The 17,562-nt window shown below is 65.3% G+C and carries 21 protein-coding genes and 1 pseudogene; 13 read left to right on the top strand and 9 right to left on the bottom strand.

Annotated features, from left to right (window positions below; translation table 11 throughout):
• Positions 1-3: 3 nt before the first annotated feature.
• Both DVW87_RS09400 and DVW87_RS09395 read right to left on the bottom strand, forming a co-directional pair.
• Positions 4-1,254 carry an efflux RND transporter periplasmic adaptor subunit gene (locus tag DVW87_RS09400; RefSeq protein ID WP_420822330.1) on the bottom strand — a complete coding sequence of 417 codons (1,251 nt, stop codon included), beginning with the start codon at positions 1,252-1,254 and terminating at the stop codon, positions 4-6.
• 168 nt (positions 1,255-1,422) lie between these two features.
• Entirely contained in the window at positions 1,423-3,114 is a 1,692-nt protein-coding gene (locus DVW87_RS09395) for a DEAD/DEAH box helicase (RefSeq protein WP_114687523.1), read from the bottom strand.
• Between the two features lie 162 nt (positions 3,115-3,276).
• Between DVW87_RS09395 and DVW87_RS09390 the strand changes: the two genes are divergently transcribed.
• Positions 3,277-3,465 (top strand): hypothetical protein, encoded by a 189-nt coding sequence (locus DVW87_RS09390; protein ID WP_114687522.1) that lies wholly within the window; start codon positions 3,277-3,279, stop codon positions 3,463-3,465.
• Between the two features lies 1 nt (position 3,466).
• Here DVW87_RS09390 and DVW87_RS09385 read toward each other — a convergent pair whose 3' ends face one another.
• From DVW87_RS09385 to DVW87_RS09375, 3 genes are all read right to left on the bottom strand, one after another.
• Positions 3,467-4,579 carry a BaiN/RdsA family NAD(P)/FAD-dependent oxidoreductase gene (locus DVW87_RS09385; RefSeq protein WP_239017894.1) on the bottom strand — a complete coding sequence of 371 codons (1,113 nt, stop codon included), beginning with the start codon at positions 4,577-4,579 and terminating at the stop codon, positions 3,467-3,469.
• 184 nt (positions 4,580-4,763) lie between these two features.
• Positions 4,764-4,943, bottom strand: a complete 180-nt coding sequence (locus DVW87_RS09380; protein WP_114687520.1) for a hypothetical protein — start codon at positions 4,941-4,943, stop codon at positions 4,764-4,766.
• A complete protein-coding gene (locus tag DVW87_RS09375; RefSeq protein WP_114687519.1) occupies positions 4,943-5,398 on the bottom strand; it encodes a GreA/GreB family elongation factor in 456 nt (151 codons plus the stop codon). The genes DVW87_RS09380 and DVW87_RS09375 overlap by 1 nt, the downstream gene beginning before the upstream one ends.
• Before the next feature lie 61 nt (positions 5,399-5,459).
• On the opposite strand from DVW87_RS09375, the gene DVW87_RS09370 reads away from it, so the two are divergent.
• From DVW87_RS09370 to DVW87_RS17780, 7 genes are all read left to right on the top strand, one after another.
• Positions 5,460-7,325, top strand: a complete 1,866-nt coding sequence (locus DVW87_RS09370; RefSeq protein WP_114687518.1) for an ABC-F family ATP-binding cassette domain-containing protein — start codon at positions 5,460-5,462, stop codon at positions 7,323-7,325.
• Between the two features lie 48 nt (positions 7,326-7,373).
• Positions 7,374-7,655 carry a hypothetical protein gene (locus tag DVW87_RS09365; protein WP_114687517.1) on the top strand — a complete coding sequence of 94 codons (282 nt, stop codon included), beginning with the start codon at positions 7,374-7,376 and terminating at the stop codon, positions 7,653-7,655.
• Positions 7,656-7,695: 40 nt separating this feature from the next.
• Complete coding sequence (locus tag DVW87_RS09360) at positions 7,696-7,962, top strand: hypothetical protein (RefSeq protein ID WP_114687516.1); 267 nt, start codon at positions 7,696-7,698, stop codon at positions 7,960-7,962.
• Between the two features lie 11 nt (positions 7,963-7,973).
• Positions 7,974-8,618, top strand: a complete 645-nt coding sequence (locus DVW87_RS09355) for a nicotinamidase (protein WP_114687515.1) — start codon at positions 7,974-7,976, stop codon at positions 8,616-8,618.
• 256 nt (positions 8,619-8,874) lie between these two features.
• Positions 8,875-9,447 carry a hypothetical protein gene (locus DVW87_RS17785; RefSeq protein WP_147276246.1) on the top strand — a complete coding sequence of 191 codons (573 nt, stop codon included), beginning with the start codon at positions 8,875-8,877 and terminating at the stop codon, positions 9,445-9,447.
• Between the two features lie 196 nt (positions 9,448-9,643).
• Positions 9,644-9,805, top strand: a complete 162-nt coding sequence (locus tag DVW87_RS18080) for a hypothetical protein (protein ID WP_181814786.1) — start codon at positions 9,644-9,646, stop codon at positions 9,803-9,805.
• The gene (locus DVW87_RS17780) at positions 9,771-10,037 is read left to right on the top strand and encodes a hypothetical protein (RefSeq protein ID WP_147276245.1); all 267 of its coding nucleotides are present in this window, start codon (positions 9,771-9,773) and stop codon (positions 10,035-10,037) included. The genes DVW87_RS18080 and DVW87_RS17780 overlap by 35 nt, the downstream gene beginning before the upstream one ends.
• A gap of 55 nt (positions 10,038-10,092) precedes the next feature.
• Here DVW87_RS17780 and DVW87_RS09350 read toward each other — a convergent pair whose 3' ends face one another.
• Entirely contained in the window at positions 10,093-10,965 is an 873-nt protein-coding gene (locus DVW87_RS09350; RefSeq protein ID WP_114687514.1) for an IS1595 family transposase, read from the bottom strand.
• A 60-nt stretch (positions 10,966-11,025) separates the two neighbouring features.
• Positions 11,026-11,259, bottom strand: coding sequence for a hypothetical protein (locus DVW87_RS17775; RefSeq protein WP_147276244.1), 234 nt, complete (start codon positions 11,257-11,259; stop codon positions 11,026-11,028).
• Between the two features lie 99 nt (positions 11,260-11,358).
• On the opposite strand from DVW87_RS17775, the gene DVW87_RS09345 reads away from it, so the two are divergent.
• Positions 11,359-12,051, top strand: coding sequence for an integrase arm-type DNA-binding domain-containing protein (locus tag DVW87_RS09345; RefSeq protein ID WP_239017841.1), 693 nt, complete (start codon positions 11,359-11,361; stop codon positions 12,049-12,051).
• A 139-nt stretch (positions 12,052-12,190) separates the two neighbouring features.
• Here DVW87_RS09345 and DVW87_RS09340 read toward each other — a convergent pair whose 3' ends face one another.
• Entirely contained in the window at positions 12,191-12,847 is a 657-nt protein-coding gene (locus DVW87_RS09340) for a lytic transglycosylase domain-containing protein (protein WP_114687513.1), read from the bottom strand.
• A 61-nt stretch (positions 12,848-12,908) separates the two neighbouring features.
• On the opposite strand from DVW87_RS09340, the pseudogene DVW87_RS18610 reads away from it, so the two are divergent.
• Positions 12,909-13,688: pseudogene (locus tag DVW87_RS18610) on the top strand (DUF7146 domain-containing protein); the annotation flags it as partial.
• Positions 13,689-14,102: 414 nt separating this feature from the next.
• Here the strand turns inward: DVW87_RS18610 and DVW87_RS09325 are convergent.
• On the bottom strand, positions 14,103-14,696 hold the full coding sequence (locus DVW87_RS09325) for a hypothetical protein (protein WP_239017839.1): 594 nt from the start codon (positions 14,694-14,696) through the stop codon (positions 14,103-14,105).
• A 116-nt stretch (positions 14,697-14,812) separates the two neighbouring features.
• Here DVW87_RS09325 and DVW87_RS09320 point away from each other — a divergent pair, with 116 nt between their 5' ends.
• From DVW87_RS09320 to DVW87_RS09310, 3 genes are all read left to right on the top strand, one after another.
• Positions 14,813-14,998, top strand: coding sequence for a hypothetical protein (locus DVW87_RS09320; protein WP_114687512.1), 186 nt, complete (start codon positions 14,813-14,815; stop codon positions 14,996-14,998).
• Positions 14,995-15,393, top strand: a complete 399-nt coding sequence (locus tag DVW87_RS09315) for a DUF6950 family protein (RefSeq protein ID WP_114687511.1) — start codon at positions 14,995-14,997, stop codon at positions 15,391-15,393. The genes DVW87_RS09320 and DVW87_RS09315 overlap by 4 nt, the downstream gene beginning before the upstream one ends.
• Before the next feature lie 277 nt (positions 15,394-15,670).
• Complete coding sequence (locus DVW87_RS09310) at positions 15,671-17,560, top strand: coiled-coil domain-containing protein (protein ID WP_114687510.1); 1,890 nt, start codon at positions 15,671-15,673, stop codon at positions 17,558-17,560.
• Positions 17,561-17,562 lie beyond the last annotated feature (2 nt).

Genomic DNA, 17,562 nt, shown 5'->3' with positions numbered 1-17,562 from the left:
GGCCTAGCGGCTCCCGCTTTGGCTGGTCCCCTGTTTGTCCTGGCCGCCTCCGCCGCCCTGGGAACCGGCCTTGCCGTTGCCCTTCTGCGGCGCCTGCACCCGCTGCGGCGAATTGGCCGGCACGGGGCGGATCTGTGCGTTCGGCTTCAGGTTGGCGGTGCCCTGCGTGACAACCTTGTCACCGGGGTTGAGCCCCTTGGTGACGACCCAGAATGCGCCCTGCGTGCTCTCGGCCGTGACCTCGCGCTGCACCGCCTTGTTGTTCGGCCCGACGACGAACAGCGTCGCATTGCCCTGCGGATCGCGGGTGACCGCCTGTTGCGGCACCAGGAAGGCGCCCTTGTAGATCGACTGGACGAAGACGGCGCGCACGAACATGCCGGGCAGCAGCACATTCTGCGGATTGGGAAAGCGCGCGCGCAACGTCACCGTGCCGGTGGACTGGTTCACCGTCACCTCGGCGAACTGGATCGTGCCGGTCTGCGCATAGTCGGAGCCGTCCTCCAGCTTCAGCCGCACCTGCGCGGTGGCCGGCAGCACCCCGCCGGAGGCCAAAGCACGGCGCAGAGTCAGCAGCTCGGACGCGGATTGCTGGATGTCGACGAACATCGGATCGGTGCGCTGGATCACCGCCAGCGGATCGGTCTGGCTGGTGGTGACCAGCGCGCCCACCGTGAACAGCGAACGCCCGATCCGGCCGGAGATCGGCGCCGGTACGTTGGTGAAGTTGAGGTTGATCCGCGCCGTCTCCAGCGCCGCGCGGGTCTGCTGCACGGCGGCGCGCGCCTGGCGGGCGGACGCGACGGCGTTGGTATATTCCTGCTTGGACACCGCCTCGATCTCGGCGAGCGGGCGATAGCGCTCCGCCTGGATGCGCGTCGCCTCGGCATTGGCCTGCGCGCTGGCCAGATTGCCGCGCGCCTCGTTCACCGCCGCCGAATAGACCCGCGGGTCGATCTGGTAGAGCGTCTGCCCGGCGCGCACATAGGAGCCCTCCGTGAACAGCCGCTTGCGGATCAGCCCGGCGACCTGCGGGCGCACTTCGGAGGTCTCGAACGCGGCGGTGCGGCCGGGCAGCTCCGTGGTGGTGGGCACGTTGGTCGGCTGCACGACGACGAAGCCCACCTGCGGAGGGCCGCTCGGCCCGCGCTTGCCCTTCTTCTCGTCCGTGCCCCCGCCGCAACCGGAAAGCGTTGCGGCCACCAGCGCCAGAGCGATACCTGCGACAAGTCGCTCCCGCGCCCGTTCGTTCACTATCGTTCCTCGCTACTTGCAGACTGGCCAACGGCTGGACGACCGCGAAAGGCCTGCCCTCCCTCCACATGTCGCGAACGGGATTCAAGCCCTTTTGTGTAACCAGATGTAACGAAACCGCAGCACGGCCGATACGGAACGAAGTGCAGCTTTATGCGGGCGTTGGCGTCACTGTTTCTCGCGCCCGCGGAAGGGCTTGGGCCGATGGCGCACCGGCGCCGGCCCGCTTCGCGGACGCGGGCCGGCATCCTGCGGCTTGCCCTCGGAAGCGGCGATGGTGATCCCGCCCTCGTCGTTGCGGTCGGGGGTGAAGGTGCGCTTCACCGCCGCCGCGAACTTGCCGGCAATCGCGCGCGGCACCTGGAAATAGGTGTCGTTGGCGCCGATGCGGATCGCGCCGATCTCGGACTTGGTGACGTGGCCGCGACGGCAGATCAGCGGCAGGATCCAGCGCGGATCGGCATTCTGCCGGCGACCGATGTCCATGCGGAACCAGGCCACGTCGTCGAAGCCGGGCCGGTGATGGTCGGTCGGGCCGGGCGCCGCCCCGCTCGACAGCAGCTCTTCGGGCGCCGGCATGGCGGCGCGGTGCGCGCGCACCAGCATGGCTGCGATCTCCTCCGCGCTGCGTTCCGCCAGCAGCTCCGCGCCCAGCGCGCGATCGTCGTCCTCCAGCTCCACCGGAGCGAGCAGCGAGGCGCGCAGGCGCTCGCGATCCTGCGCGCGGATGTCCTCGGCCGTGGGCGGCTGCACCCATTCGGCGGGGATACGCGCGCCGCGCAGCATGGATTCCACCCGCCGCCGGCGCGGATAGGGCACGATCAGCACGGCCGTGCCCTTGTTGCCCGCGCGGCCGGTGCGCCCCGAACGATGTTGCATCGTCTCGGCATCGCGCGGCAGCTCCACATGCACCACCAGGGTCAGCGTGGGCAGGTCGATGCCGCGCGCCGCCACGTCGGTGGCGACGCAGACCCGGGCGCGGCGGTCGCGCAGCGCCTGAAGCGCCGCGTTGCGCTCGTTCTGCGAATGCTCGCCGGACAGCGCCACGGCCGCGAACCCCCGCTCGGTGAGCCCGGCATGGAGGTGGCGCACATTGTCCCGCGTGGCGCAGAACAGGATCGCCGTCTCCGCCTCATGGAAGCGCAGCAGGTTGACCACCACCTTCTCGATATCGGCCGGCGCACAGGTCATCGCCTGGTAGGTGATGTCGCCGTGCCCGCGCTCCTCGTCCATGGTGGACAGGCGCAGCGCATCCTTCTGATAGCGCTTGGCCAGCGCCACGATCGGCTTGGGCAGGGTCGCGGAGAACAGCAGCGTGCGCCGGCCCTCAGGCGTCATGTCGAGGATCTCTTCCAAATCCTCGCGAAAGCCCATGTCGAGCATCTCGTCCGCCTCGTCCAGCACCACCGCGCGCAGCGAGGAGAGGTCCAGTGCGCCGCGCTCCAGATGGTCGCGCAGGCGGCCCGGCGTGCCCACCACCACATGCGCGCCGTGGTTGAGGGCACGGCGCTCCTTGGCCACATCCATGCCGCCCACGCAGGTGACGATCCGCGCGCCCGCCTTTTCGTACAGCCAGCCGAGCTCGCGGCTCACCTGCAGCGCCAGTTCGCGGGTGGGCGCGATGCAAAGCGCCAGCGGCGCGGCCGCGACCGGCAGGCGGGCATCGTCGTCCGACAGCAGCTCGGTGGCCATGGCGAGGCCGAAGGCCACGGTCTTGCCGGAGCCGGTCTGCGCGGAGACGAGAAGGTCACGCTTGTGCGCTTCCTCCGTCAGAACGGAGGACTGCACGGCAGTGAGCTGCGCATAACCACGCGCGGCGAGCGCCTCGGAAAGAGGCGAGGGGAGGTCAGGAAATGTCATGAGTTCGCCCAGATGGGGGCAGGGGGCCTCGGGGGCAAGCACAATCGCATGCCACGCACGGTTCGCCGCCGTGCTGCACCGCAGCAATACAATGAAACCGACCGCTCATGGACCATCCGTCTGGCTATCCTAGATCATCGCTCCACGCTTGCAGGAGTTCCCATGCCCCCGTCCGACGACCGCCGACTCTCCACGCTCAAATCCTCGGTGCTGATGCTGTGCTTCGGGCTGGGAGTTCTTGCCTTTCTCGTCGCCATCGAGCGGCCGCACTGGTTCGAGGTGCGCCCCGCGACGGGCACCGCCGCCGCCATGTCCGCCGCGGCAGCGCCGGCGCCGGCCAAGCACCTGTAAGCTACAGCGCCTGGGCGGCCGCCCAGCCGCTCGCCCAGGCCCATTGGAAATTGTAGCCGCCCAGCCAGCCGGTGACGTCCACCGCCTCGCCGATGGCGTACAGGCCCGGCACCCGCTTTGCCCCCATCGTCTGCGACGACAGTTCGGCCGTGCTGATCCCCCCGGCGGTCACTTCGGCCTTGGCGAAGCCTTCCGTGCCGTTGGGGTGGAAGCGCCAGTCGGACAAGCGCCGCTCCGCCTCCGCCAATGCCTTGTCCGAACAGCCGTTGAGCGGACCGGCCAGCGCCAGTCGTTCCGCGAGGCGGTCGGCGAGCCGCGCCGGCAGCTGCTCGGCCAGCACGGCGGCGGGCAGCGCGCGCGGGCGCAGGCGCTTGGCATCGAGCAGCCAGCCGGGGCGCACATCGGGCACGAAGTCGATCGCGACCGGCTCCCGCGCCCGCCAGTAGCTGGAAACCTGCAGGATCGCCGGCCCCGACAGGCCCTTGTGGGTGAACAGGGCCGCTTCCCGGAAGCGCGCCTTTCCGGCTCCGGCGACCACGTCGCTGGCCACGCCGGACAGCTCGCGGAACAGCGCTTCGTCGCCGCCCAGCGTCAGCGGCACCAAGGCCGGCCGCGGCTCCACCACCTTCAGCCCGAAGCGCCGCGCCAGGTCATAGGCGATGCCGGTCGCCCCCATTTTCGGGATCGACGGCCCGCCGGTGGCGATCACCAGCGCCGGTGCTTCATCCCCGCCGATGCGGAAGCGACCGTCGGCATGGGCCACCTCGCCGATCGTCCGCCCCGTCTCCACCGTCACCTCGCCGGCCGCGCATTCGTCCAGCAGCATCGCCACGATCTGTCGGGCGGAACCATCGCAGAAGAGCTGCCCCAGCGTCTTTTCGTGCCAGGCGATACCGTGACGCTCGACCATCGCCAGGAAATCCTGCGCCGTGTAGCGGCTCAGCGCCGACTTGGCGAAATGCGGGTTGGCGGAAAGGTAGCGGTCGGGCGCGGTGTCCCGGTTGGTGAAGTTGCACCGGCCGCCGCCGGAAATCAGGATCTTCTTGCCCACCTCGCCGGCATGGTCGATCACCAGCACCCGCCGCCCGCGCTGGCCTACCACGGCCGCGCACATCAGCCCTGCGGCGCCGCCGCCCAGGATGATCGCGTCGAAGGTGCGGGAGGGGGGCAATGCTTGCTCCGTGTTCCCCGGCGGAGGCCGGGGTCCAGTTAGAGGGACGGTTGGGGGACGTGGGGTGGCGTGAGCGGACCTGCACGGCGGTTGTCGCGCCTGGGCCCCGGCCTTCGCCGGGAACGGACTAGTGCAGCTTGGCGATGTTCAGCCCGTCTTCCTTGGCGCGCTGCTTCACCGATTCCTCGCTGCGGGTCAGCGCCTTGGCGATCGCCTTCAGCGCCATGCCCTTCTTGGCCAGCGTGTGCAGCTTCTGGATCTCGTCGGGCCGCCAGGGCTGCTTGTGCCGTTCGAACTTCTCGGCCATCAGCGGTCCTCCTCGACGGCGACGATCTCGATGGCGTCGTCCCTGCCGTTGAACGGCAGCGTTTCGCCGATCTCGGCGCCGAGCAGCGCCTGCGCCAGCGGCGCGGCAAAGCCGATGCGGTCGGCTGCCGGATCGGCCTCGTCGCTGCCGACGACCGTCAGCGTGCGCGTGCGGCCGGCAAGCGTGAAGGTCACGCGCGAGCCGATCCCCACCACGCCGGGCAGCGGCGGCGGCGCCAGCTCGGCGGTGGCGGCGCGCGTGTGCCAGTAGCGAAGCTCGCGCTTCAGCGGCTCGGGCTCGTCGGCCGCAGCGATCGCCGCTTCCAGCTCGGCCACCTTCCCGCCGATCAGCGAGAGGCCGCGCGCCGTGACGAGGTTCGGTCCCGGCGGGATCGGCAGCTCGAATTTCGGCTCCAGATGTTCCTCGTCGCTTTCGCGGCGAAACGCTACGCTCATCACTCATTCCTCCGATCAACCTACATGGCGGTTTGCAACGCAACATGCTAGGCGGCGCGCCATGCTGACCCTGAACGGAGTTACCGTGCGCCTCGGCGGCCGCACGATCCTCGACCGCGCCTCCGCCTCGCTCCCCCCTCGCAGCCGCGTGGGCCTGATCGGCCGCAACGGCGCGGGCAAGTCCACGCTGATGAAGGCGATGATCGGCGCCATCGATCCGGACGACGGCGAGATCGAGATGCCGCGCAAGACGCGCATCGGCTATCTGCGCCAGGAAGCGCCGAGCGGGCAGGGCAACCCGCTGGAAACGGTGCTGGCCGCCGATCTGGAGCGCGCTGCCTTGATGGTGGAGGCGGAGACCTGCGAGGATCCGGACCGGCTGGGCGAGGTCTATGAGCGGCTGATCGCGATCGACGCCTATTCCGCCGAGTCCCGTGCCGCGGGCATCCTGGTGGGCCTCGGTTTCGACGAGGAGATGCAGGCGCGTCCGCTGGACAGCTATTCGGGCGGCTGGAAGATGCGCGTGGCGCTGGCCGCCCTGCTGTTCTCGCAGCCGGACCTGCTGCTGCTCGACGAGCCCTCCAACCATCTCGATCTCGAGGCGACCTTGTGGCTGGAGGATTTCCTGAAATCCTATCCGGCGATGATGGTGGTCATCAGCCACGAGCGCGATCTGCTCAACAATGTCGTCGACCACATCCTGCACCTGGAAGGCGGCAAGACCGTCCTCTACACCGGCGGCTATGACAGCTTCGAGCGCCAGCGCGCCGAGCGGGCGGCGCAGCTCGCCGCGGCCAAGGCCAACCAGGAGGCGCAAAGGGCCAAGCTGCAGGACTATATCGCCCGCAACTCCGCCCGCGCCTCCACCGCCAAGCAGGCGCAGAGCCGGCAGAAGATGCTCGCCCGGATGCAGCCGATTGCGGAGCTGGCGAACGATCCGACGCTGAGCTTCGACTTCCCGAGCCCCGAGGAGCTGAAGCCCCCGCTCATCACGCTCGACATGGCGACCGTTGGCTATGGCGAGAAGCCGATCCTGCAGCGGCTCAACCTGCGCATCGATCCGGACGACCGCATCGCGCTGCTCGGGCGCAACGGCAATGGCAAGACCACGCTTGCCCGCCTGCTCGCCGCCCAGCTGGCGCCGATGGACGGCGGCATGGCTTCGTCGGGCAAGATGAAGGTCGGCTATTTCACCCAGTATCAGGTGGAGGAGCTGGACACCGACGACACGCCGCTGGAGCACATGACGCGCGTCATGGCGGGCAAGACGCCCGCCGCGGTGCGCGCGCAGCTTGGCCGGTTCGGCTTTTCCGGGGACCGGGCGACCACCAAGGTCGGCAAGCTTTCCGGCGGCGAGCGCGCCCGGCTGGCGCTGGCGCTGATCACCCGCGAGGCGCCGCACCTGCTGATCCTCGACGAGCCGACCAACCACCTCGATGTCGACGCGCGCGAGGCGCTGGTCCAGGCGCTCAACGCCTATGACGGCGCGGTGATCGTCGTCAGCCACGATCGCCACATGGTGGAGCTCACCGCCGACCGGCTGGTGCTGGTGGATGCGGGCACCGCGCAGGAATTCTCCGGCAGCCTGGAGGATTACATGGCCTTTGTCCTCGCCGGCGATGGCGGCAAGGCCTCTGGCGGCGGCTCCAAGGCCGATCGCAAGAAGGACAAGAAGGCCGCCGCGGAGGCGCGCGAGCGGGGCACGGCGCTAAGGAAGGCCGCGCAGGAGGCGGAGGCCGAGGTGGTGAAGCTCACCGCCGAGCGCAGCGCCATCGACCGCGCGATGTTCGATCCGGCGGGCGCCGAGGCGCGCCACAAGGGCAAGGCGATGAGCGAGCTGATGCAGTTGCGCAAGCAGGTCGACAAGCAGCTGGCAACGGCGGAGGAGCGTTGGCTGGAGGCGAACGAGGCGCTGGAAGCGGCCTGACGGGAACGGGCCCGCGCCGAGCCCGTTGGTGATCGCAAGGAGATCGCCATGACCGAGAAGAACATTCCGCGGGAAGCCGGCAAGCAAGCGCCCTATGCTCCCCCGACGGTCGAACCGCCCGTCGGCGAGGTCGGCACGGGCGAGGGCTATTCCGGCCAGGAATATGACAGCAAGGACCAGGCGCGCTGGCGGGCCGACCAGGCGGCCGCTGCCGCGTCTGCCGGCGGCGATGTCCATGGCAGCGGTACCGGCATCGGCGGCGGTGCGGAGGGCGAGGACTTCGACAGCGATTCGGCACAGAGCGAACGCTCCGCGCCGCTGCAGAAGTGAGCGCGGTGGCGCGGCGCCCGCGATCGCGGTAACGCACGGCATGGATTTCGATCAGCTGCTCGTCCGCTTCTTCGGCACCGACGACATCGCCGCGCTTCCGCCCGAACAGATCGCCGCCGGGGTGGAGCGCCTGCGCCTCCAGTTCGGGCTGGAAAAGGACGGCGGGCGCCGCTTCGCCTTGTGGTGCCTGATGTTCATGCTCGGCGTCGCGCCCGACCTCGACACGGCGTTCGAGGACGAAGAGGATCGGGAGGCCGCCCGCGACTTCATGGACGCGGCCGAGCGCGAGATGGACGACGAGGACTGAGGAGCGCGGCAATGCAAAGCGAGGGTGTTGAGGTTCTGGACGGCGACGCCCTCGTTCTCATCGATCCGCAGGTCGATTTCTGTCCCGGCGGGGCGCTGGCGGTGGCGGAAGGCGACGAGATCATGGCGCCGATCGCGCGGCTTGCCGATCGCTTCCGCCATGTGGTGGTGACGCAGGACTGGCATCCGGCCGGCCATTCGTCCTTTGCCAGCAGCCACCCGGGCAAGGCGCCCTTCGACGCGGTCGCGCTGCCCTATGGCGAGCAGGTCCTGTGGCCGGACCATTGCATTCAGGGGAGTGCCGGGGCGCAGTTCCACCCGGCGGTCGCGCCGGCCGTCGCGCGCGCGCAGCTGATCGTGCGCAAGGGCTACAATCCCGCGGTCGATTCCTACTCCGCCTTCTTCGAGAACGACCATGCGACGCCGACGGGGCTCGCCGGCTATCTGCGCGACAAGGGCGTGCGGCGCTGCGTGTTCGTCGGCCTGGCGTATGATTTCTGCGTCGGCTGGTCGGCGCTGGACGCCCGGCGGGAAAGCTTCGGCGCGGTCGTGCTGAAAAGCCTCACCCGCGCCATCGCCGCGCCGCACGCTTCCGGAACCACGGTGACCCTGGTGGAGGAGCGATTCCACGCAGCCGGCGTCATCGTCGCCGAATAGCTTGCCGTTGCAGCAGGACCGAAGAAGGGAATGGTGGACGCACTTGGGCTCGAACCAAGGACCCGCTGATTAAGAGCCATGATCAGAGGGTCCTAGCGCGTCCGCATGGGTCCAAGAATGGCGGAAATCTGCGATTCATAGTCCGCATTGTTCTTGAAATGTTCGCCAGTATCCACTACAAAAAGCGGCACTTATCCCCTTCAAACATGTACCATCAACATATTGCGTCGGCGGGAGGTGATGGCATGATGGGGGGATGGGGCTTCCGATCAGGGAAGGGGCTTACGGCTCCGGCGTCGGCGTGATTGGCGGCGGCTTGGCATGGGCACTTCCTGATGCCCGTTTTATCGGATGGCTTGTTGTTGTTCTTGGCGTTGGTATTTTGATTTGGGGTATCTGGCGTCAGGAACAGAAGCCCAGAACCGCTATCACGCCTATCGGACTAGATGACGCATTGCGCTACTTGGCACGAGATAGCGCATGGTCATGCGCATTTGATAAGAACGATCCGGCGTTCTCTAGCATGGTTGCAAGAGCCCTATTGTCCGCGCTTTCGAGCGGCGATCTTAGGGCGCGCGGGCGTTATTATCACGAGCTGCAAGGCGGAGTAAAAAGCCCTCCTCTGCATCCTCGTTTGCCAATTGATCCGGGTTACTGGCGCGATACGAACATCAACGCATGGTGGGCGTTGAACGATCAAGGGCAGCGCCTTGGTGGAGTGGTGGAGCCCAATGGTATTCCACCCTATTCCGGTTCTCACGAAGGGCTGCACGACGTTCGCCTAGATCGTGATCGCCTTCGCCAGATTTGGCCGCCAGCGGACCGCTAGCCAACACCCAAAATCCGACATACAATCTGCGAGCCGCCCCGATCTTGGTCGTGAGGGGTGGCCGCATTTTTGCGTGAGCGTGAGCCGCCTTGTCTGGTGGCTCCCGGAATACAATAGCGCCTCGCGTAAAACGGAGGGCTTTAAGGCAGCGTGGCAGCTTTGCGCAGCAAGCTAGTTTCCGTGCTATACCGCTCGTATGTCCGACGAACTCAACAACCGTTTCGATGCGCTGCTAGACGCTATGGCCCCGCGTGAGGCGCCGCAAAAACGTGTGAAGCCAGATGCCAAAGAGAGCGGTGGCGGTAAGTCTGTGGAGGATGAGAATGGAGGAACTGCAAAAACTGATGATGCAGTATAGCGATACGCTATCCGAATATATTGGCGCTATCGTGCGCGCGCTCCATGAATCTGGAACATGCGAAATACCGCGTATGATAGAAATATTGAAAGAGGGACAAGAATGGAGGGATGAGCCAAATTCGACCGTTCTTGCTTTTGTTGAGGGCTTGCAACGCGCGACAGATGAGCAAGGCAAGCCTCGTTTTCAATTGATAACGGGCGGCAAGCCAGAGCCGCTAGACCAGCAGTAAATGCCTTTTCAAAAGCGTGTTGATCGGAGCAGTTCATATTTGATGTATAGATCAATTACCGAGAAAAAGAAACCATCAACCGATCCAACATCAAATGCGGCTGATCCCGCATATTCCAGCGGTATTCGAACTCGCCTAGATATTTGGGCAGGTGCTGCGGGCTGACGTGAATATGCGTGCCGTTGATGCCGCGCTTCACGTTGGCCCAAAAGCCTTCGATGGCGTTGACCGTGGTTCCGGTCTTGCTGACATATTCTTCGCGATTGTGGTTCACCGTCTTGTGCCAGTAGCCCATTGTGCCCAGCCCGCCATAGGAGCGCAATTCGTCGGTATGCACTTCGCTATGCTGACGCACATTGGCTTTGATGACCGGCATTAGCGTGCCGCTGCGGCGATCCGGCACAACCTGCGTGATAACGTCGCCGCCACGCTCCAACATGCCGACAACAACGGTTTTTCCTTTGCCGCCCATACCGCCAGCGCGATAGCCGCCGAAGAACGTCTCATCGACTTCCACGCGCTTCATGAAGCCGCCTACAGGCTCGTTGCCGTCAACCTTGCCCATATACTCGCGGATCATGTGGCACATGCGCCACGCGGTTTTGTAGGTCACGCCTAGCTGACGTTCGACTTCCTTTGCCGCCACGCCGTTTCGCGAAGCGCAGAACTGGAACATGACGAAGAACCAATCGCGCAGCGGCGTGCGCGTCTTGTCGAACGGCGTTCCCGCTGTTGGGTAAACCTGATGCGCGCACCACTGGCACTGATAGGCGCGGCGCTTGGCAACGCGGCTGAACTTCGCGGACCGATCGCAGCCAGGGCAATTGAAATCCGTGCCGAATCGCACCTTAAACAGATGGTCTAGGCACGCATCCTCCGTGGGGAAGCGGTCCTGAAACTGACGGAGCGTGGGAGCCTTGGGTTTCATTTTTTCAATCTTTATGATAATAAAAACAGATGGTGACTGATGTTCTTCTAGAATACGTTTTCAAACGAGCCGAAGATCAGGCGTCTTGCTACCCCGTTGCTCAATTACATCAGCAAAAAAAGCCATCATTTTTTCTATTGAGTTTTCATTCGTGGATTTCTCGCCACGTAAGGCGTTCGCGATAACGCTTCTGTCGGGGCCTCCTGCGATTTCATTTTGCAAAACAATAGCCTGCAAAGCGAGCGCAACCGCGCCCATCAACTCGGCTGGATTTACGACAAATCCGTTTTCCATATTTCACCCCTTTTTGACCTCTACCAATGGTATGCCAAACCGGCTTACATGTTTCAAGGGGATAATTGCCCAAAAAGCTACCTAAGGTAGCAGGTACATATGGCGAACAAAGTAGGTTTGACGGATGCGAAGATCGCAGGGCTGAAGGCGCCGACTGCGGGTCAGGTTGAGCTCGCCGATGGTATCGTACCCGGCCTCAGGCTCCGCATGGGTGCCAGTGGTATCAAGACGTACATTCTGCGCAAGCGGGTTCAGGGCAAATGGTTGAATGTGACAATCGGACGCCATGGGCCAAGCTTTACACTGGCCCATGCCCGAAAGAAGGCGCGCGATCTGCTTGTCGATGTCGAGCAGGGCAAGAGCATCGCCAGAAAGGCGGGGGCAAAGAGAAAGGGATCAAAAGGGGTCGGGACAGTCGCGGAGCTCTACGAGACGTACCTTGCTCAGCAGATCGAGGGCAAAAAGCGGAGCGCGAGGGAGTTCGATCGAGTGTTCCGAAAATACATCGAGCCCGAGATTGGAGACCGGCTCGCGGACTCCATTACCCGAAGTGACGTGAGCCGCTTCGTTGAGAAAATTGCGTTCGAGCGGGGCAAGGAAACCCTGACGATGGCGCGGATCGTGTATCGCCACCTCTCAACTTTCTACACTTGGGCGCTCACCAGATTGGAGCATATGCCCGCCAATCCTTGCCGGGATGCATGGCGGCCGAAGCGGAATGAGCCTCGCGACCGTGTACTCAGCGACCGTGAGCTTGCTGCGCTGTGGCAATCTGCGGTCGAGGATGGCTAAGGAGGTAATGCAGATTGCAGCCAAGTACCCAGTCGAAGTCAAAAACGGCTAATCTCACAGGGGTTCGCAACCGCTACGAGTCCGCCCAGCTAAAAACCGCAGGATGATGGGCCGTGCTCTGGCCATCGTGGGTCGATTTTTAGAAACGCCATTGTTGAAGGACCTCTCGGACATATCCGGGCGTCTCGCCATTCCGGGGAATGCCGCCTGCGCGTTCCACGGCGCCGGGACCCGCATTGTAGGCCGCCACCGCGAGGTGAACCACGCCGAACCTGTCGAGCATCTGCCGCAGATACCGCGCAGCGCCGAAGATGTTTGCCATAGGATCGAAGCGATTGAAGACCCCGAGTTCTTTTGCCGTGGCTGGCATCAGCTGTCCAAGACCTGCTGCGCCTGCGGGGCTGACGGCGAAGGGGTTGTATCGAGATTCTGTCCATACGAGCGCATCGAGCAGGCCTGCGGGCAATGAGTACTTCGCTTCCGCCGCATAGATGTGGGGAAGGTAGCTTGCTCGCCTGAAGTCGGACGGGCCACGTTTGGCCTTGGGTTCGTATCTGTATGGCAGGTTCACGCGGCCATTTTGTGGCACAATAAGACCAGATGCCGGGCCGGCCTGACGGCCTGACCACAGCCCATGCTCGACCAGCTGGAAGCCGTTCGATGTTTCAGCAATCCGGATGCCCTCGGAGTGACTGGCGGGGGCTTCGATTGTGGCTGGCGCGGACAATTCCTGGGCTCTGGCGGAGGTAGCAGAGGTGATCGCGAAGCCTGCGACCAAGATAGCTTTCATTGTCATTTCTCGATCCTTCTATAGCCGAATCGAGTGAGAACATATAAAGAACATATGAAGTAGGAAAATGGTTTGGCGCTGGTGCAGAGCGGAGGCTGCGCGGGGAGGGCACCTCAACCGGAGAAGGTCGATGCCCCCGTTAGACAATGCTCATCAACTCGAACCCCGCGCGCGCGCCATCGTCGAAAGCCTTCAGGGGATTTGGAGTCGGGGCAAAGGCATGTGCTGCTGCCCGGCGCATGATGACCGAACTCCCTCACTAAGCGTGACGCTGGGAAGAAAGGCGATCCTGTTTCATTGCTTCGCGGGATGCTCGAACGAGGAGGTCATAGCGGCACTGGACCGCCAGGGTGTTCGCAGCCGTGACCTGTTCGATGGCTCTAGTGCCGTGGTCGCTGATCGACAGGAAAATAGGGCCTTCGATTCCAACGCGCGGCGTTTGTGGCAATCGGCGACGGCGATCTCCGACAGCCCAGCCGAAGGATACCTCGCACAGCGCGGGATCCTGCGTGCCTCTGATCAGCTCCGTTACCTCGAGCGCACGCCGCTCGGACCACGTGGCGCGGTCCAGTTCCTCCCTGCAATGTTGGCGGCCGTCACGACTGACATCGGCATAATAGCGGTGCACAGGACGTTTATTGATACTGCGAGCGGCAAGTTGGCGGGTTTCGAGCGTCCCAAGCGTGCGCTGGGACGCCTCAGCTGTGGTGCTGTCAGACTTGCCCCGCCAGCCGCGGGCCGGTTGGGCCTTGCCGAAGGTATCGAAAGCGCCCTGTCAGCCATGCAGCTGTTTGGGATTCCTTGCTGGGCAACGCTCGGGAACGAGCGGTTCGGCCTCGTCGCGATTCCCGAGAGTGTGCGCGAGCTCCACTTGTTCATCGACAATGATCCGGGGGGCGAGCTCGCGGATCGTCTCGACGGCAGAGGCCATGCTGAACCGCCGGCTTGCGGACCTCTCGGACGAAGAACGCGAAGCGCTGGAGATCGACCTCTCACCCTCTATGTCGACAATGCTGGCAAGCTCGAAGCGGCGGTCGAGCGCAATGCCGGCATGAAGCGCTCGGCGCTGGAGACAGTCGATTTCCTCCGCGATGCGGCAGCCAAAGGGCAGGTCAAAGATCGTGTGGCTCCTGCACCGGAACGCAAGCCGCCAGAGCTTGACCGGTCGATCACCAAGCCATTCGAAATCGGCATATAGCGTGCTGCTGTCCCCATCCGTCCGCACACTGCCGGTTGACGCGAAGTTCTTTATTTGTTCTCATTAGCCCATGCCCCGAAACTCCGATGATATCCTCCTCACGCATCTCGAAGTCGCGCTGGCCGTTGCGCCGGAGCACACGCTCGTCCGCCTCAATGCCGATGAACCGGAACCCCTGTCGCCCGTCTGTGCCCGGCCGCGCACCGATCCTGCGCCAGAGACTACCGGACGGGATACGGGCTGTCCGGGGACGAGTACGAGGCGCTCGTCGATCCCGTTGCGAAGCTGCTCGGCATAGCTTTCGATGAACTTTGCCTGCAATGCTTGGCCTTCCGGGCTGAGCTGGAAAGTGACATCGTCAAACCGCGCATTGCTATAGAAATCGCGGTTGCTCTCGATCTCGGCTAGGCCCCATTCGCGGTAGGCTTGGGACAGATTGAGACTGCCTGCAGCGCTGTTTCCTTCGAAGAAAGACGCCTGCCTCTCGAGACGATTGGCAAGCTCCTCGGCCCGGCGAGCTTCGATTGTGAAGCTCTGAGCTTCTGTCAGAGAGGCGTTCATGCCGCTCGCGGTGCTCGAGATAGACGAGCTTGATGATGTACTGACTGAGCGCACGAACCCATCGCGGGTGCTCGACCAATTGCGGCTGTCAGACATCTGGGACAGGCTCCCAAAGATCCGGGAACGGTCTTCGGACGCGATGCCGATGTCGCTGTCGGTCCATGTGCGTGTCCCACCGCCCTTCGCTCCTATCGCCCTATTACACGGGCCGCATGGTCGGGATGTCGATCAAGCCGCAGCCGACTGAGCAGTGGATCGAGGTGACGATCGAGAGCTATCTCGCGACGCTCACGGCCGCATCCAACCGGACCTACCTCGACCAGGCGGACTTCGATCCGGGCGACAACTCGGCCGCGCTGACGATCGCGTGCGCCAATGGCGCGGGGCGCGCGCAGTGATCCGCCGGCCAGACTGGGAGCAGCGCCTGGCAGACTATCTCGCCAGCGTCGCGGATGTCCCGCACGCCTATGGCCGGCACGATTGCGCCTTGCACGGTGCTAACGCCGTGCTGGCGCTGACGGGGGAGGACGCGGCGACGCGCTTCCGCGGTCGCTACCAGACCGAAATCGGCGCCGCGCGCGCTCTGCGCCGCTTCGGCGCCGGCAGCGTGGAAGCGACATTCGATGCCACGTTCCCGGCGATACCGCCCGCTCTGGCGCGTCGGGGCGACCTCGTGATGGCTGATGGCGCGATCGGCGTCTGCGTCGGCGGTGAAGCTGTTTTTGCCGGCGAGACCGGGCAGGTGCGGTGGCCTCGCGCCGACTGGACACGTGCGTGGAGGGTCGGCGCATGAAGACCGTCGGCAAAATCCTGAAGGTCGGCGCGATTGTCGCCGGCGTGGCCGGCCTCGCCATCATCACCGCCGGGGTCGGCGCGGGGCTCTCGCTGAGCGCGGCCTCCGGGCTCGGCATCGCTGGCATCGGCGCAAGCGCCAGCAGCCTGCTGCTCGGCGCCAGTATCGCCGGTACGATTGGCGGCGCGCTGACCAAGCCCGGGGTGCCGCCGAGCTCCGCGACGACGGGGGCCGGCTTTCGCTCCAGATATTCCACAACGACCTCGCTACCCCGGTCGTGGACTTCGACGCGGGCGACGTGCTGGGCAACGTCAGCTGGGAAACCGGGCCGAACGGGGACGCGCGCAAGAACATCGTGCGTGGCAAGTTCACGGACCCGAGCCCGAACTCGCTCTTTCAGCCGATCGACTATCCGGCCGTGTCGATCCCGAACCTCGACGGCATCGACCGGATCGATCCGTTCACCGTGGCGATCGTCCAGTCGGGCGACCACGCGCAGCGCCTCGCCAAGCTCCGCCTGATGCGCCTACTCTACAGTTCGCGGTTCGCGGCCGACATCAACGCGAAGGCCTGGGGCGTGAAGGACGGGCAGGTCGTCCGGCTCACCTTCCCGGCGCTCGGCTTCTATCAGAAGCTGTTCCGGGTCGAGGCTGTGACGGTGCAGCCGTCCGGCGTCGCGCCCATGGTGCTGATTGAGGAGGATGCCTCGATCTATGCGCCGTTCACCGACGTGCGCTCGCCTGTCTCGGCCGCCGCGCCGATCCGATACGATCCGCTCAACCTGCCACTGGTGCAGGCGATCGATCAGGCGGGCCAGACGGCCGAGTGGCCGCAGATCGTGGGCGAGGGAAAGCCGGCCGACAACGCCACGAACAGTGCCGATCCCGACAGCCCCTTCGGCTCCGGCAAGGTGCGGGACGCCTTGGCGGAGATCGAGCGGATCGATCCGCTGACCAGCGACCTATCGGCGTTGCAGGAGGCCAAAGTCGGCACCGACAGGGCGCTGGAGGCGCTTGGGCGCTCATACGTCGATCAGGAGGCGACGCTCCGCCAGATCGACCGCGACGCCGGCCGGATTGATGAGACGCTGCTGCGGCTGCTGGCGGAGAGCAACCGCACCCGCGAGGTGCTGCGCGACGCCGGCATCGTGGTCGATCCGGAAACGGGCATCGTGCGCCTCTACGCGATCGATCAGCTCGCCGAGCGCACCAGCCGCGCGGAGGTCACGCTCGACGGGCAGGCGGCGCTGATCTCGCAGAAGGCGAGCGTCTCCTACGTTGCCGAGCAGATCGCGCTGGCGGTGCTCGACCCAGCGCAGGCCGCGCAATTGGAGCCGATCATCGCCCGCCTGACCGAGGCCGAGCAGACGATCGACGGCCTCAATGCCGCGGTTGCGCTGAGGGCGACGGTGGTGGACGTGACGGCGCAGGGCGGCCGCCTCACCGGTGTGGAGCAGGATCTCGACGCGTTGGCGGGTACGGTTTCGACCAAGGCCAGCCAGACGACGGTAGACGATCAGGGCGCGCGGCTTGCCTTGGCCGAGCAGCAGCTGACGGCGATCGGCGAGACGACGAGCTATTCCGTGGTGATCCGCCAAGCGCGCGCCGTGGCTGACGATGCGGCGGAAGCGGCGCTCCGCGGGCTAGTCGCCGGCGACGCCGCAGATCGCCGCTCGATCGCGGTGCAAGCGGAGATCCGCCAGGAACTTTATACTCGCATCCTGAGCGGCGAGGCAGCTGAGGCAATCGCCCGCACTCAGCTCGGTGTCCAGATCGGCCTGCTCGATGCGCGCAGCGTGCAGGAGACGGCGCTTCGGATCGCCGGCGACAAGGTGAGCGCGGATCGGATCGACGGGACGGCCGGTAAGCGCGTGCGCGTGGATGTGCAGCTCAACGCCTATGGCAGCGAGGGCGGCGCCCTGTTCGTCGCCACGGCTCAGCTGATGCGTCGCGGGCCGGACGGATCGGTGGTGGCGATCGGGCGCGAGGTCGATGTCCGCGGTCCTGGCCTCGCTTACCCGCAGCCGTTCGGCTGGTGGGCGATCGACTACCCGCCGGCCGGCACCAGCTCGTACTTTCTGCGCGGCAAGCTGGTCCTGAACCAATCCGGCTCGCGCATTTTCCAATTCGTCAACATCCAGATCGCCGCCGAGGAAACGAAGCGGTGATC

Origin of the sequence: Sphingomonas aracearum (assembly GCF_003345355.1) — a bacterium.
GTDB lineage: Bacteria > Pseudomonadota > Alphaproteobacteria > Sphingomonadales > Sphingomonadaceae > Sphingomonas > Sphingomonas aracearum.
The sequence above is the reverse complement of the archived record's forward strand: the minus strand, read 5'-3'. Positions and strand labels throughout refer to the sequence as shown.

What these genes read in the sequence shown, in the direction of transcription:
- DVW87_RS09395 (WP_114687523.1), bottom strand. Translation starts at nt 3,114, where the DNA reads ATGACATTTCCTGACCTCCCCTCGCCTCTTTCCGAGGCGCTCGCCGCG.
- DVW87_RS09390 (WP_114687522.1), top strand. Translation starts at nt 3,277, where the DNA reads ATGCCCCCGTCCGACGACCGCCGACTCTCCACGCTCAAATCCTCGGTG.
- DVW87_RS09385 (WP_239017894.1), bottom strand. Translation starts at nt 4,579, where the DNA reads ATGTGCGCGGCCGTGGTAGGCCAGCGCGGGCGGCGGGTGCTGGTGATC.
- DVW87_RS09380 (WP_114687520.1), bottom strand. Translation starts at nt 4,943, where the DNA reads ATGGCCGAGAAGTTCGAACGGCACAAGCAGCCCTGGCGGCCCGACGAG.
- DVW87_RS09375 (WP_114687519.1), bottom strand. Translation starts at nt 5,398, where the DNA reads ATGAGCGTAGCGTTTCGCCGCGAAAGCGACGAGGAACATCTGGAGCCG.
- DVW87_RS09370 (WP_114687518.1), top strand. Translation starts at nt 5,460, where the DNA reads ATGCTGACCCTGAACGGAGTTACCGTGCGCCTCGGCGGCCGCACGATC.
- DVW87_RS09365 (WP_114687517.1), top strand. Translation starts at nt 7,374, where the DNA reads ATGACCGAGAAGAACATTCCGCGGGAAGCCGGCAAGCAAGCGCCCTAT.
- DVW87_RS09360 (WP_114687516.1), top strand. Translation starts at nt 7,696, where the DNA reads ATGGATTTCGATCAGCTGCTCGTCCGCTTCTTCGGCACCGACGACATC.
- DVW87_RS09355 (WP_114687515.1), top strand. Translation starts at nt 7,974, where the DNA reads ATGCAAAGCGAGGGTGTTGAGGTTCTGGACGGCGACGCCCTCGTTCTC.
- DVW87_RS17785 (WP_147276246.1), top strand. Translation starts at nt 8,875, where the DNA reads ATGGGGCTTCCGATCAGGGAAGGGGCTTACGGCTCCGGCGTCGGCGTG.
- DVW87_RS18080 (WP_181814786.1), top strand. Translation starts at nt 9,644, where the DNA reads ATGTCCGACGAACTCAACAACCGTTTCGATGCGCTGCTAGACGCTATG.
- DVW87_RS17780 (WP_147276245.1), top strand. Translation starts at nt 9,771, where the DNA reads ATGGAGGAACTGCAAAAACTGATGATGCAGTATAGCGATACGCTATCC.
- DVW87_RS09350 (WP_114687514.1), bottom strand. Translation starts at nt 10,965, where the DNA reads ATGAAACCCAAGGCTCCCACGCTCCGTCAGTTTCAGGACCGCTTCCCC.
- DVW87_RS17775 (WP_147276244.1), bottom strand. Translation starts at nt 11,259, where the DNA reads ATGGAAAACGGATTTGTCGTAAATCCAGCCGAGTTGATGGGCGCGGTT.
- DVW87_RS09345 (WP_239017841.1), top strand. Translation starts at nt 11,359, where the DNA reads ATGGCGAACAAAGTAGGTTTGACGGATGCGAAGATCGCAGGGCTGAAG.
- DVW87_RS09340 (WP_114687513.1), bottom strand. Translation starts at nt 12,847, where the DNA reads ATGACAATGAAAGCTATCTTGGTCGCAGGCTTCGCGATCACCTCTGCT.
- DVW87_RS09325 (WP_239017839.1), bottom strand. Translation starts at nt 14,696, where the DNA reads ATGTCTGACAGCCGCAATTGGTCGAGCACCCGCGATGGGTTCGTGCGC.
- DVW87_RS09320 (WP_114687512.1), top strand. Translation starts at nt 14,813, where the DNA reads ATGGTCGGGATGTCGATCAAGCCGCAGCCGACTGAGCAGTGGATCGAG.